This is a genomic window from Achromobacter semiaridum, assembly GCF_053543755.1.
Genome location: NZ_JBLVOL010000083.1, coordinates 81263 through 93568, shown reverse-complemented (window position 1 = coordinate 93568; position 12306 = coordinate 81263). Strand labels below are relative to the sequence as shown.

General features: G+C 64.5%; 12 protein-coding genes. 6 read left to right on the top strand and 6 right to left on the bottom strand.

Features of this window, described 5'->3' with window-relative positions; all coding sequences use genetic code 11:
- Nucleotides 1-20 precede the first annotated feature (20 nt).
- Nucleotides 21-1067 (bottom strand): TRAP transporter substrate-binding protein, encoded by a 1047-nt coding sequence (locus tag ACNPP0_RS21340; RefSeq protein WP_332608041.1) that lies wholly within the window; start codon nt 1065-1067, stop codon nt 21-23.
- A gap of 412 nt (nt 1068-1479) precedes the next feature.
- The gene (locus tag ACNPP0_RS21335; protein ID WP_046804968.1) at nt 1480-2385 is read right to left on the bottom strand and encodes a LysR family transcriptional regulator; all 906 of its coding nucleotides are present in this window, start codon (nt 2383-2385) and stop codon (nt 1480-1482) included.
- Between the two features lie 67 nt (nt 2386-2452).
- Here ACNPP0_RS21335 and ACNPP0_RS21330 point away from each other — a divergent pair, with 67 nt between their 5' ends.
- Nucleotides 2453-3409: a DMT family transporter gene (locus ACNPP0_RS21330; RefSeq protein ID WP_448706934.1), complete on the top strand. Its 957-nt coding sequence runs from the start codon at nt 2453-2455 to the stop codon at nt 3407-3409.
- 133 nt (nt 3410-3542) lie between these two features.
- Nucleotides 3543-4733: an enoyl-ACP reductase FabV gene (fabV, locus tag ACNPP0_RS21325; protein WP_332608039.1), complete on the top strand. Its 1191-nt coding sequence runs from the start codon at nt 3543-3545 to the stop codon at nt 4731-4733.
- 49 nt (nt 4734-4782) lie between these two features.
- On the opposite strand, the gene ACNPP0_RS21320 is transcribed toward fabV, so the two are convergent.
- From ACNPP0_RS21320 to ACNPP0_RS21310, 3 genes are all read right to left on the bottom strand, one after another.
- The gene (locus tag ACNPP0_RS21320) at nt 4783-5088 is read right to left on the bottom strand and encodes a fimbrial protein (protein ID WP_332608038.1); all 306 of its coding nucleotides are present in this window, start codon (nt 5086-5088) and stop codon (nt 4783-4785) included.
- Between the two features lie 202 nt (nt 5089-5290).
- Complete coding sequence (serB, locus tag ACNPP0_RS21315) at nt 5291-6007, bottom strand: phosphoserine phosphatase SerB (RefSeq protein ID WP_448706933.1); 717 nt, start codon at nt 6005-6007, stop codon at nt 5291-5293.
- A gap of 12 nt (nt 6008-6019) precedes the next feature.
- A complete protein-coding gene (locus ACNPP0_RS21310; RefSeq protein WP_448706932.1) occupies nt 6020-6928 on the bottom strand; it encodes a LysR substrate-binding domain-containing protein in 909 nt (302 codons plus the stop codon).
- Between the two features lie 245 nt (nt 6929-7173).
- Between ACNPP0_RS21310 and ACNPP0_RS21305 the strand changes: the two genes are divergently transcribed.
- The 3 genes from ACNPP0_RS21305 to ACNPP0_RS21295 are packed head-to-tail and all read left to right on the top strand — an operon-like array spanning nt 7174 to nt 10919.
- The gene (locus ACNPP0_RS21305; protein WP_448706931.1) at nt 7174-8250 is read left to right on the top strand and encodes an ABC transporter ATP-binding protein; all 1077 of its coding nucleotides are present in this window, start codon (nt 7174-7176) and stop codon (nt 8248-8250) included.
- 13 nt (nt 8251-8263) lie between these two features.
- Entirely contained in the window at nt 8264-9910 is a 1647-nt protein-coding gene (locus ACNPP0_RS21300) for an ABC transporter permease (RefSeq protein ID WP_448706930.1), read from the top strand.
- Between the two features lie 25 nt (nt 9911-9935).
- On the top strand, nt 9936-10919 hold the full coding sequence (locus ACNPP0_RS21295; protein WP_332608033.1) for an ABC transporter substrate-binding protein: 984 nt from the start codon (nt 9936-9938) through the stop codon (nt 10917-10919).
- A gap of 33 nt (nt 10920-10952) precedes the next feature.
- Here ACNPP0_RS21295 and ACNPP0_RS21290 read toward each other — a convergent pair whose 3' ends face one another.
- On the bottom strand, nt 10953-11630 hold the full coding sequence (locus ACNPP0_RS21290; protein WP_448706929.1) for an ABC transporter ATP-binding protein: 678 nt from the start codon (nt 11628-11630) through the stop codon (nt 10953-10955).
- Between ACNPP0_RS21290 and ACNPP0_RS21285 the strand changes: the two genes are divergently transcribed.
- Entirely contained in the window at nt 11629-12279 is a 651-nt protein-coding gene (locus ACNPP0_RS21285; protein ID WP_448706928.1) for an arylesterase, read from the top strand. The genes ACNPP0_RS21290 and ACNPP0_RS21285 overlap by 2 nt on opposite strands.
- The last annotated feature ends 27 nt before the right edge of the window (nt 12280-12306 follow it).

Sequence of the window (12306 nt, the reverse complement as noted above, 5' to 3'; positions counted from 1 at the left end):
GCGGGGGCGCTGTCCAGCGCTTACTTGCTGGCGGTCAGGCCCAGCGTCTTGCCGATGGTGGCGTTGAAGTCCTTCACGCACTGTGCCGAGCAACGGGCGGCCCACTTGGGCAACACGGCTTCTTGCGCAACCTTCTTGAGCAGCGCGCGGTCGGCATCCGACGGTTGCACCAGAACCATCTTGCCCTTGACCGGGAACGGGCAAGCGGCGGCGCCGGTGTTGCAGTCATAGCCTTCCTGCGTCTGGCGGGCAGCGGCTTCCCAGATGTTGTCCACCAGCGTCTTCACGTTGGTTTGCAGGAACGTGCGCACGGCGGGGTCCAGCTTGTCCCAGGCCTTTTGGTTGACGGCGTGGATCTGCTGGTTCCAGTTGATCGGCAGCGCAACCAGGTGGGTGGACACTTCGTACCACTTGGCCGAATAGCCCGACAGCGAACCGGTGATGGCGCAGTCGACCACCTTGTTTTGCAGCGCCGGCACCACTTCACCGAAGGCCATCGTCACGCTGGAACCGCCCAGTGCTTCAACGAACTCAGCCGTGGTGCGGCTGCTGGTGCGAACCTTCTTGCCCTTGATGTCGGCCAGGCTCTTGATTTCTGCGTTGCAGAACAGCACCTGGGCGGGATAGGTCGAGATGCCCAGCAGCTTGACGTTGTTGCCTTCGCCGTAGAGCTTGGCGTAGACGGGTTCGAACGCGTCGGTCACGGCGCGCGCGGTCTTGACGTCGGGCGCCAGGCCGGCCAGGTCGATGGCTTCGTTGATGGGGTTGTCGCTGGCGAAGTACGACAGCGTGGCGGTGCCGAATTCAATCACGCCTTGCGACATCAAACGCAGCAACTCGGGGCCTTTCAGGCCCATTTCGTTGAAGCCTTTGATTTCGGCCGTGACCTGGCCCTTGGACAGCTCGGGAATGGTCTTCGTCCAGAACGGCTTTTCGTAGTCGTTATAGGCGGTCAGGTTGGACAGGCCTCCCACGACCTTCAACTGGGTTTTGGGCAGGTCCTGTGCGTGGACGGCGCCGGCAAGCATGCTGGCGGCGACGGCGGCGAAAACAAGAGACTTCTTCATGGACAAAACTCCTGGCTGGCGGGATGGTCTGTCGCGCGCGGGATCCCGTTACCCCTGTCGCGCGCGCTTAGGTTCAGGTAATCAGGCGCGAAGATCGCGTGCGAGGCGCGGCCGATGGGCGGGCGCCAGGGTCCGGAATAGGCTCGAAAGATGGTTCATGCTTTTCCCCCGCACTCTGTATCCAGGCGTTGCATTTTTGCTGTTTCGCCATTGCATCGCCCGGGGCGCCAAGCGTCCAATCGTATGTTGCGATGTGGGGGTATAAATATTTCTTGGGTCTCGCCGGATCGGCGTGGCGCCGTTTTTGCAAACGACGGCCTGGCGCGGCTTTTCAGGCGATTGGGTGGGCGGGGATGGGTGTTTGGCTGCCCGGAATGCGGGATGGCTCCCCGCCCCCTCTGGGGGAAAACACCTAGGCCGGAATTCCGTCCCCGGCCTGCGCCGCGACCTTTTGCGCCATCTGCGCAATCACCCTGACCGCGTGGCTATCCGGCCCTTGCACCCAGGTTGCGGTAAAGCTCAATTCAGGCAAGGGGTCGGCCTGCACACGCAGAATGCGCAGTTCGCCGCGCGCCAGCTCCTTGCCCAGAAACACAGGCGCGATCACGCTGGTGCCGATGCCGTCCTGCGTCATGCGCACCACCATGGACATGGACGCGCTGCCATACATGCGCGGTGACGCCACGCCGGCGCGCGTCAGCATGTCGCGCACGACGCGGTACGGCGAGCTGTTGGACGGATACGTGATGATGGGCAGCTTGCCGATGCGTTCCAGCGTCAGCGGCTCGGGGCCAAGGTCCAGCGTGGGGCTGGCCACCCAGGCCAGCGGGTAGCTGCACAGCGGCAGGTTCTCGACACGGGCTTCAAGCACCGGCCCCATCAGGAACGCCAGGTCGATCTGGCGCGACATCAGGTGCGGGCGCAACACGTGGGTGGTGTCCACCTCGATCTCCAGCACCAGCGCCGGATAGGTGGAATGGATCAGTTCGATCAGCGTGGGCAGCCAGGTCTGCACAATGGTTTCGGCCACGCCGATGCGCACCGTGCCGGTCATGACGTTCTGTTCGCGCGCCGCCTCGAACATATCGCGCCGCACTTGCAGCATGCGTTCGGCGTGCGACAGCAGTTCGTGGCCCTTGGCGGTCAGCTTGACGCCGCGCGCGTCGCGCTCGAACAGCCGCACGCCCAGGTCGGCCTCCAGCGAGGCGATGCGTTGCGACACGGCAGGTTGCGTGGTGTTGAGCTTGTCGGACGCGGCGCGAAAGCTGCCCAGCGTGGCGACCCAAAAAAAAGTTTCGACGTTGCGTAGTTCGATCATTGGCCTGTTCCCCCGGCGCGATGAGCGTATCATGGCAGCCGCCCATTTCCCCATCAGGAGCCCCTCCATGACCCCGGCCCACCAAGGTCGCCCGCCAGCCCCGGCGCCCGCCGCGCGCGGCCCGCTAGTCGGGATCTTGCTATTGGTGCTGTCGATGTGGACGCTGTCCTGCCTGGACGCCAGCGGCAAATGGGTCATGAACGCGGGCGTGCCGCTGCTGGTGCTGTCGTGGTTCCGCTACGTGGTCCACCTGATCCTGGTGCTGGCGCTGGTGCTGCCAACGCGCGGCGTCCGGGTGCTGCGCAGCACGCGGCCACGAGAGCAACTGATCCGGGGCGGGTCCATGTTCCTGGCCACGCTGATGTTCTTCACGACCCTTAGCTACATTCCACAGGCCGAGGCCACGGCCATCAACTTCCTGGCGCCCCTGCTGGTGCTGTCGCTGGCGCCGTGGATCCTGAAAGAACCCGCTCGCCTGTCGCGCTTCGTGGCGGCGGGCATTGCCTTTATCGGCGTCATCATCGTGATCCGCCCTGGCGGCGGCCTGCATCCCATCGGCACTATCTTTGGTTTGCTGACGGCGTGCTGCTTTGCCGCACAGTTCATTGCCACGCGGCGCGTGGCGGGCGACGACCCGTTCACATCCTTGATCTGGAGCGGCGCGGTGGGCACCGCCTGCCTGACGCTGACCTTGCCCTTCGTGCTGCCGGCCGCCCTGCCCGTTCTGCAATCGCTATCCGCATTCGACTGGTTCTTGCTGATCTCGACCGGCCTGACCGGCGGGGTTGGACATCTATTCCAGATTGCCGCGTACCGCCGGGCCCCGGCATCTACGCTGGCGCCCTTCATCTACCTGCAAATCATCAGCGCCACGTCCGTGGGCTGGCTCGTCTGGGGCCACTTTCCCGACCCGCTTACGTGGTTGGGGATTGCGATCATCTGCGCCAGCGGCATCGGCATCGGCCTGATCGAATGGCGCCGCGGCATGGCAATCAGCGCCGCGGCCCGGGCCGTCGCCCGCTGAATCGGCGGCTTGTTCACTCCGCCGGCCGGTCGCGCCGGCGAATGCGCAGCCGCTCCCGTACAATGCTCGACGCTTTTTGCGCTTTGGCGCATCGGCTTTCCCGGCATCCGGCATTTCCCCGAACGAGGTCTTCATGATCATCAAGCCCCGCGTGCGCGGCTTTATCTGCGTTACCACCCACCCCGTTGGCTGCGAGGCCAACGTCAATAAGCAGATCGACTACGCCCGGGCGCAAGGACCCATCGCCGGGGGCCCCAAGCGCGTGCTGGTGCTGGGCGCATCCACCGGCTATGGCCTGGCGGCGCGCATCAGCGCGGCCTTCGGCTGTGGCGCGCAAACGCTGGGCGTGTTCTTCGAACGCCCGGCAGAGGCCGCCAAGGCCGGCACGCCGGGCTGGTACAACACCGCCGCGTTTCACAAGGCGGCCGAGGCGCACGGCCTGCCGGCGCAAAGCATCAACGGCGACGCGTTCTCGGACGAGATCAAGCAAAAGACCATTGCCGCCATCAAGGCCGGCATGGGCCAGGTGGACCAGGTCATCTACAGCCTGGCGGCCCCGCGCCGCACGCACCCCAAGACGGGCCAGGTGTTCAATTCGACGCTGAAACCCATCGGCCACGCCGTGAACCTGCGCGGCCTGGATACCGACCGAGAAGTCGTCAAGGAATCCGTGCTGGAGCCGGCCACGCAAGCCGAGATCGACGCCACGGTGGCCGTGATGGGTGGCGAAGACTGGCAGATGTGGATCGACGCACTGCTTGAAGCCGGCGTGCTGGCCGAAGGCGCCACGACCACCGCGTTCACCTACCTGGGCGAAAAGATCACGCACGACATCTATTGGAACGGCTCGATTGGCGCTGCCAAGAAAGACCTGGACGACAAGGTGCTGGACATCCGCGCCAAGCTGGCCGCGCGCGGCGGCGATGCCCGGGTATCGGTGCTGAAAGCGGTGGTCACGCAGGCCAGCTCGGCCATTCCCATGATGCCGCTGTACCTGTCGCTGCTGTTCAAGACCATGAAAGAGCAAGGCACGCACGAGGGCTGCATCGAACAGGTGTATGGCCTGTACCGCGACAGCCTGTGCAGCGACACGCCCATCCTGGACGCCCAGGGCCGCCTGCGCGCCGACTACAAGGAGCTGGACCCCAAGGTCCAAGAGGCCGTGCAGGCGCTGTGGAACCAGGTCACCAGCGACAACATCTATCAACTGACCGACTTTGCCGGCTACAAGCAGGAGTTCCTGCGCCTGTTCGGTTTCGAGATTGACGGCGTGGACTACGAGGCGGATGTCGACCCGGCCGTGGAAATACGCGGCCTGATCTGATCAAGCGGCCTCGGTGCGCGCGGGCCCCGAGGCCGGCGCGCACCCGGCATCAAAGGTAGTCCAACGTGACCAGCCGGTGCGGTACATCGCGCGCACCGCTCCTGCCGGGCAAGGGCTGCAATGCCTTCGTGCTGACCTTGACGACGCTGTCGGCCGAAGCGGCCGGGCGGCCGGCGGCGGCAACACAGCTGACCCGTGGCACGGTCTGCCTGGCGTCGCGCGGCGGGCTGACCTGACAACGCGTCGGTTCGACGATTGCACCCGAGAACCGGATGATGCCACCGGCGGCGCTGGCCGCCATCGGGACGAGCGTGGCGGCTGCAAACACAACAAACGCTGAACAACGAATCATCATGGCGACTCCAGAGCGTTGGCAACGTCTGGCAGGCGTGCTTGCCTGCCAGAAGGCACTCCCCAGACATCACCTTGGTTTCACCTTGGCATCGCGGCGCGTATGAAACTGCGCCGCTTTCAATAACATGTCCCGGTTGTCAATCAGACTACTCTGAAGATTTTTTCGTATCAATTTGGATTAAGTCTAAAAACGCCGCTTACTTCTACTTTTTCGTCAGGATCTCCAGCAGGCGGTCCAAACCGCCTTCGTCAATGGCCACATTCACCACCTGGCGCACGGCGGGCTTGGCCCGGTAGCCCACCGACAGGCCGGCGGCGCGCATCATTGGCAGATCATTCGCGCCGTCTCCCACGGCAATCGCGCGGTCCAGCCCTACCCCGCGCTGCGCGCAAACCTGCTCCAGCTTGCGGCGCTTTTCCTCGCCGTCGCAGATATCGCCCCACGGCTGCGCAAGCAACTTGCCGGTCAGTTTTCCGTTGACTACTTCCAGCACGTTGGCGCGCACATCGTCCAACCCGAGCCTGGCGCGCAGGCGGTCGGTGAAACACGTGAAGCCGCCCGTGACCAGCAGGCAGGTCAGCCCCGCCGCCTTGCAAGACGCGATCAGGGTTTCCACGCCGGGATTCAGGCGCACACGTTCGTCATAGACCTTGTCCAGCCAGGCTTGCGGCATGCCGGCCAGCAAGGCCACGCGATCGCGCAGGCTTTGCTTGTAATCAACAAGGTCGCCGCGCATGGCGGCTTCGGTCAGCGCCGCCACCTGAGCTTTCTTGCCCATTAGATCCGCCATTTCATCCAGCGTTTCGATGGAAATGAGCGTGGAATCCATGTCGAACGCAATGACCTGGTAGTCGGACAGGGACAAGGGCGGCGTGATGCCGCGCCAATGCAGGCCGGGTACGGCGGACGATTCAAACATGGGTGTCTCGGTTCAGGTGGGGTTAGGCAGGCTGGGCGACTGCGCGCACAGCCACGCGATGAACAACTGCGCGGCGGCGGCGGCCGGGCCGTCCTGGCGGTACAGCGCGTGGATGCCGGCGTTGGGCAGATGGGGCTGCTCAAACAAGGGGCGCAATCGGTCGGCGCGAATATCGTCTTCAAGCAGGCACCACGGCGCCAAGGCAATGCCCAGGTCGTTCATGGCCGCCTGCATGCACAGGAATTGATGGTCGAACACGGGCCCGGGCAGCTGCGGCGGCACGTCCACCTTTGCCAGCGCGAACCAGCGGGGCCAATGGTCCATGCCGCCCGATATCTTCAAGAGCGGATGGCCGAGGCAATCGGCAGGCGCGCGCAAGCGGTTTCGCTCGATAAAACGCGGCGAGGCCACGGGCACGTGAAAGTCGTCCAGGCAATGCACGCACGCCAGATCGGAATGCGCCATGAAGCCATGCCGGATCAATACGTCGCTGCCCGTGCCGCCTCCCCGGTCCAGAAAAGGACGGGCCTGCGTCGTCAGTTGCACGTCGATGCCGGGGTGCTGCCCCTGGAAGGTGGACAGGCGCGGGATCAGCCATTTCATGGTCAGCGAGGGGGTGGCGCACACGCGCAACACGCCGCCATAGGCCGGCGCCTTGAATTTGGCCGTGGCGGCGGCGATGCGTTCCAGGCTGGCCTGCACTTCAGGGAAATACGCCTGCGCCCCGGGCAGCAACGCCACACCGCGCGCCTCGCGGGCGAACAGCGGCTGCCCCAGGTAGTCTTCAAGCACGCGTATCTGCTGGCTGACCGCGCTGTGCGTGATGCTGAGTTCATCGGCAGCGGCCGTGAAGCTGCGCAGCCGTGCCGCGGCTTCGAACACGCGCAGGGCTTTCAACGGCGGCAGGATCGGCCCCGCCATTTCAACGGGCGCCCGCCCGCACGCCCGCCGGGCGCCAGTGTGTGCTGCTCTTTCCCACGTTTACCCTTGTCGTCTAATTATTGGCGGCGCGGCAGGGCCACGCCCGTCCCGTTCCGTTCTGCCGCATTCTATGGGATAGCGGCCCGGCCGACCTCTTAGAAAATCTAACGCCATGCCTTAAAAAACACTGCTGGTCGTGCCTGGACCGCGTTCCTATGATGCCGGGAACCCAAGCAGGAACTGACATGGCATCGATTACGGTAGACGGCATCGCCAAGACATTTGGCGGACAGCAAGTGTTGCGCAATTTGTCACTGCACATACCCGACGGCGCGTTCTACACGCTGTTGGGGCCCAGCGGCTGCGGCAAAACCACCTTGCTGCGCTGCATTGCGGGCTTTTATGCGCCCGATGGCGGCCGCCTGCTGTTCGACCAGGACGATGTGACGCACGTGTCCGCCCACCGCCGCGACATCGGCATGGTGTTTCAGGACTACGCGCTGTTCCCGGACAAGACCGCGTTTGACAACGTGGCGTACGGGCTGCGCGCCCGGGGCGTTGCCCGCGCCGACATCACGCGGCGCGCGAACGAAGCGCTGGACAACGTCGGCCTGCTGGCACTGGCTGACCGCTACCTCGCCCAGATGAGCGGCGGCCAGCGCCAGCGGGTAGCGCTGGCCCGCGCGCTGGTGATCCGGCCGCGCGTGCTGCTGATGGATGAACCGCTGTCCAACCTGGACGCCAAGATGCGCTTGCAGATGCGGGACGTGATCCTGGACCTGGTGCGGGAAGCGGGTATCACCACCGTATTTGTCACGCACGACCAGGAAGAGGCGCTGGCGATGTCGGACCGCATCGCCATCATGGACCACGGCAACATCGCGCAATTGGGCACGCCTGAAGACCTGTACGGCACGCCCGTCAACGCGTACGTGGCGGACTTCATCGGGTCGGCCAACGTCATTCCGGTGCCCGCGCAAACCGGGTTGGCGGGCGCACCGCAAGGGCACGTGCGTTATGAACTGTGCGGGCTGGGCTTTGATGGGGTGCAAGGCAGCGCGCGGCTGGACGCCAGCGGCGTGCTGATCGCGCGCCCGGAAGAACTGGCGCTGATGGCCCCCACGCCCTACGTGCCCAATACGCTGCCCGGCAAGGTGCTGCGCCGCCAATACCTGGGCTTCAAGACGGCCTACCGCATCGCGCTGGACAACGGCACGGAGATCCGCGTCGAACTGCATGCCGGCAACATGGTGGCGCAGTTCCAGCCCGGCGAATCGGTGCAGGTGCTGATCCCCGCCGACAGCCGCGTCGTCAACGCCTGAGGACGCGCGCGCCATGAAAATCAAATGGTGGCCCTGGGGCATCCTGACCGCGATCAGCCTGGTCCTGCTTCTGTTCTTTGTGCTGTATCCGCTAGGGGTGCTGTTCGGCAACAGCATCACGGGCCAGGACGGCGGCTTCACGCTGGACGGCTTCAAGGCGTTGCTGGCCGACTCGCAATACCTGGAGGCGTTCGGCAACACCCTGCTCCTGGGCCTGGCCGTCACCACCTGCACCGTGCTGGTGGGCGTGCCGTTTGCGTACCTGGTGGCGCGCTACGACTTTCCGCTGAAGAACCTGGTCGCGATTCTGCCGGTGTTGACCATCGTGATCCCTGAGATCATCGTGGGCCAGTCCTGGCTGCTGCTGTTGGGCAATAACGGCCTGTTGACCAATCTGCTGGGCGACGTAGGTATTTCGTTGCCGTCGTTCTACGGCTGGACGGGCATGGTGTTTTCCATGACGCTCGTCTACTACACCTACATTTACCTGGGCGTGCTGGCCGCGCTGCGCGGGTTTGACGGCCAGCTTGAAGAAGCGGGCCTTAGCCTGGGCACGCCGCCGTTGCTGACGCGGCTGCGCGTACTGGTGCCGGTGCTGCTGCCCGCCGTGCTGGTGAACGCGCTGGTGGTGTTTACGTTGGTGGTGGGCAACTTTGCGTTGGCGATGCTTTTGGGCAGCCGCGTGCCGCTTTTGTCCGTCATGACGTACAACACCTTCGTCAGTGAAATGGGCGGCAGCCCCACGTTGCAAAGCGCCATGTCGGTCGTGTCGATCGCCATCGTGGCCATCGTGCTGTTCTTTCAGAAGCGCGTGGTGGAACGCAAGGTCTACACCATGACGCAGGGCCGCGCACCGGCCGCCGTGCGGGTGCGTTCCTGGACGGCGGTGCTGTATGCGGGCGGCGTCGGCCTGGTGATCCTGGTGTCGATGCTGCCGCTGATCATCGTGTTCATCGCCGCCTTCACCAAGACCAGCGGGCCCGTCATGCAATGGGGCCAATGGTCATTGGCCAGCATGCAGCGCGCGCTGCACGGGGCGCCCGAACCGATCCTGAATTCGCTGAAATTCGCTTCGATGGCCACGGTGCTGGGCGTGGCCTTCGCGGTGCTGGTCAGCTATCTGACGATCAAGAAGCGCAGTGCCTTCACGCAAGTGCTGGACTACATCGTGGTGCTGCCGCTGACGATTTCCGGCACGGTGCTGGGCATTGCGCTGGTGCAGACGTTCAACACGGGCTGGCTGGTGGTGGCCGGCACCGCCGGCATCATGGTGCTGTGCTACACGGTGCGCCGCCTGCCGTTCGCGGTACGCAACGCATCATCGGTGCTGTTCAATATTCCCGATTCCATTGAAGAAGCGTCGATCAGCCTGGGCGTGTCGCCGCTGATGACGTTTTTCAAAGTGATCCTGCCCGCTATGAAGGCGTCGATCATTTCCGCCGCGATCCTGATGTGGCTGACGACCATCTCGGAGCTGTCGGCGTCCATCGTGGCCTACAGCGGCGGCCTGGAAACCATGCCGATCGCCATCTTCCGCCAGGTTGACGGCGGCAGGCTGGGCATGGCGTCGGCCTACGGCGCGGCGCTGGTCACGGTGATCGTTCTGCCCATCATCGTGTCGGTCAAGGCATTTCGCATCAAGCTGTTCTCCGGCAAATAACCCCCTAAAGTTCGAAAGGTTACCCATGCAAATCAAGCACTTGATCCAGACCAGCCTGTTGGCCACCACCCTGGCCGCCGGCGCGGCGCACGCCCAGAACGTCGTGCTGTATTCGTCGAACAACACGGAAACCATCGAGACCGCCTTGGATGCGGTGAAAAAGAAGAGCCCCAAGCTGAACGTGCAGCCCGTCACGGGCGGCACGGGCACGATGATGAAGCGCATCGAAGCTGAATCGCAGAACCCCCGCGGCGATCTTTTCTGGAGCGGCGGTTTTGGCACGCTGGGCGCGTATCGCCAGCAGTTGCAGCCCTACCGCTCGGCCGACCTGGACAAGATTCCGGCCGAATTCCGTGGCCCGGATGACCTGTGGGTGGGCACGAACGTGCACGTGATGGTGATGATGGTCAACGAACGCCAGTTGAAGGGCCTGCCCGCGCCCGCCACCTGGTCGGACCTGATGCAGCCGCAGTGGAAGAACAAGTTCGCGATCACCGACCCGTCGAAAAGCGGCACGGCGTACATGCTGGTGTACGGGCTGTACAAGCAATTCGGTCAGCCCGGGCTGGACAAGATCGCCGCCAACGCCGTCGTTACCGCGTCGTCAGGCACCACCTACAAGGGCGTGGCGGCCGGCGAATATGCGGTCGGCATGACGCTGGAATACGCGGCGCAGGAATACGTGGCGGGCGGGCAAAAAGAGATCAAGCTGGTCTACCCGACCGAGGGCAGCTACCTGGCGCCTGAAGGCATGTTCATCATCAAGGGCGCCAAGAACCTGGATGCGGCCAAGGCGCTGTACGACGGCTTGCTCAGCAAGGAATCGCAGGAAGCGCAATTGGTGAAGAACTTTCGCCGCCCGACCCGCACTGACGTGGCCGTGGCCAGCCTGACCCCCCTGCCCGATCTGGCGTCGATCAAGATCTTCCCGGTCAGCCAGGAAGCGGCCGCCACCGATTATGAAGCGGTGGTTACGGCGTGGAACCAGGCCGTGGCGAAGGCCAAATAAGGCCAAGGCTAAGGCCGGAAACGCCCGGGCGCGTCAGTCGCCCTGGACCATCCGGCCGGCCGCCAACACCAGTTGGCGTGCACAGCGCGCGGCCAGTTGCGAGTCGTGCGTGACCAGCACCAGCGTGGTGCCGTGTTCGCGGTGCAGGTCAAACATCAGATCGATAACAGTGACGCCCGTGGCGGCGTCCAGGCTGCCGGTGGGCTCGTCGGCAAACAGCAGGTCGGGCTCCACCACGAAGGCGCGCGCCAGCGACACGCGCTGTTGCTCGCCACCCGACAGCGTGCGCGGGTAATGGTGCAAGCGCGCGCCCAGGCCCACGCGTTCCAGCATGGCCTGGGCCGGTTCGCGCGCGGGTAGGCCCGCCAGCTCCAACGGCAGCATCACGTTTTCCAGCGCCGTCAGGTTCGGCAACAGCTGGAATGACTGAAAGACAAAGCCCACATGGTTGGCCCGCAAGCGCGCGCGGCCGTCTTCGTCCAGGGCGAACAGGTCCTGTCCGGCCAGGTGCACGCTGCCCACGCTGGGAACATCCAGCCCGGCCAATAGTCCCAGCAACGTAGACTTGCCCGAGCCGGAACTTCCGGTGATCGCCACGGCGCTACCCGCCTGGACCGTAAAATCAATGCCTTCCAGGATAGAAAGCGTCCCGCCGGCATCGGCGACCCGCTTGCCCAGCCCTTTCACTTCGATCGAATTCTTGCTATCCATGCGCCTATTTTCCCTTCTGCGTCTTACGTCCGCCCTGAGTCTCGCCGTCATGGCGCTTCCCGCCCACGCTCAGACCGCCGTGGCGGCCCAGGGTTCCGCGCCTAGGGCCGTGCTGGTGGTGGGCGACAGCCTGGCCGCCGAATACGGCATCAAGCGCGGCACGGGCTGGGTACCGCTGCTGGCGGCGCGGGTTTCCGAACAATACCCTAAGTACCAGGTCGTCAATGCCAGCATCAGCGGCGACACCACCAGCGGTGGCGTGGCGCGCCTGCCGGCGCTGCTGCGTCAGCATGCGCCGGCCGTGGTGGTGCTGGAACTGGGGTCGAACGATGCGCTGCGCGGCTTGTCGCTGACCATGACCGAACAAAACTTGCGCACGATGGCGCAGGCTGCCAAGCAAGCCGACGCCAAGGTCGTGATCGTGGGCATGCAGATCCCGCCCAACTACGGACGGGACTACTCGCAACGTTTCGCGCAGCTGTTTTCCACGGTCGCCAAAAACGAAAACGCCCGGCTGGTGCCATTCCTGATGGAGGGAATGGCAACAAACCGGGCGATGTTCCAGGCTGACGGCATCCACCCTAACGAGGATGCCCAGCCCCAATTGCTGGACAACGTGTGGCCGACGTTGCAGCCACTGTTGAACTAACTAATAGTCCAAGGACCGGGGCCCTTA

What these genes read in the sequence shown, in the direction of transcription:
- ACNPP0_RS21300 (WP_448706930.1), top strand. Translation starts at nt 8,264, where the DNA reads ATGAAAATCAAATGGTGGCCCTGGGGCATCCTGACCGCGATCAGCCTG.
- ACNPP0_RS21330 (WP_448706934.1), top strand. Translation starts at nt 2,453, where the DNA reads ATGACCCCGGCCCACCAAGGTCGCCCGCCAGCCCCGGCGCCCGCCGCG.
- ACNPP0_RS21290 (WP_448706929.1), bottom strand. Translation starts at nt 11,630, where the DNA reads ATGGATAGCAAGAATTCGATCGAAGTGAAAGGGCTGGGCAAGCGGGTC.
- ACNPP0_RS21335 (WP_046804968.1), bottom strand. Translation starts at nt 2,385, where the DNA reads ATGATCGAACTACGCAACGTCGAAACTTTTTTTTGGGTCGCCACGCTG.
- serB (WP_448706933.1), bottom strand. Translation starts at nt 6,007, where the DNA reads ATGTTTGAATCGTCCGCCGTACCCGGCCTGCATTGGCGCGGCATCACG.
- fabV (WP_332608039.1), top strand. Translation starts at nt 3,543, where the DNA reads ATGATCATCAAGCCCCGCGTGCGCGGCTTTATCTGCGTTACCACCCAC.
- ACNPP0_RS21295 (WP_332608033.1), top strand. Translation starts at nt 9,936, where the DNA reads ATGCAAATCAAGCACTTGATCCAGACCAGCCTGTTGGCCACCACCCTG.
- ACNPP0_RS21305 (WP_448706931.1), top strand. Translation starts at nt 7,174, where the DNA reads ATGGCATCGATTACGGTAGACGGCATCGCCAAGACATTTGGCGGACAG.
- ACNPP0_RS21310 (WP_448706932.1), bottom strand. Translation starts at nt 6,928, where the DNA reads ATGGCGGGGCCGATCCTGCCGCCGTTGAAAGCCCTGCGCGTGTTCGAA.
- ACNPP0_RS21285 (WP_448706928.1), top strand. Translation starts at nt 11,629, where the DNA reads ATGCGCCTATTTTCCCTTCTGCGTCTTACGTCCGCCCTGAGTCTCGCC.
- ACNPP0_RS21340 (WP_332608041.1), bottom strand. Translation starts at nt 1,067, where the DNA reads ATGAAGAAGTCTCTTGTTTTCGCCGCCGTCGCCGCCAGCATGCTTGCC.
- ACNPP0_RS21320 (WP_332608038.1), bottom strand. Translation starts at nt 5,088, where the DNA reads ATGATGATTCGTTGTTCAGCGTTTGTTGTGTTTGCAGCCGCCACGCTC.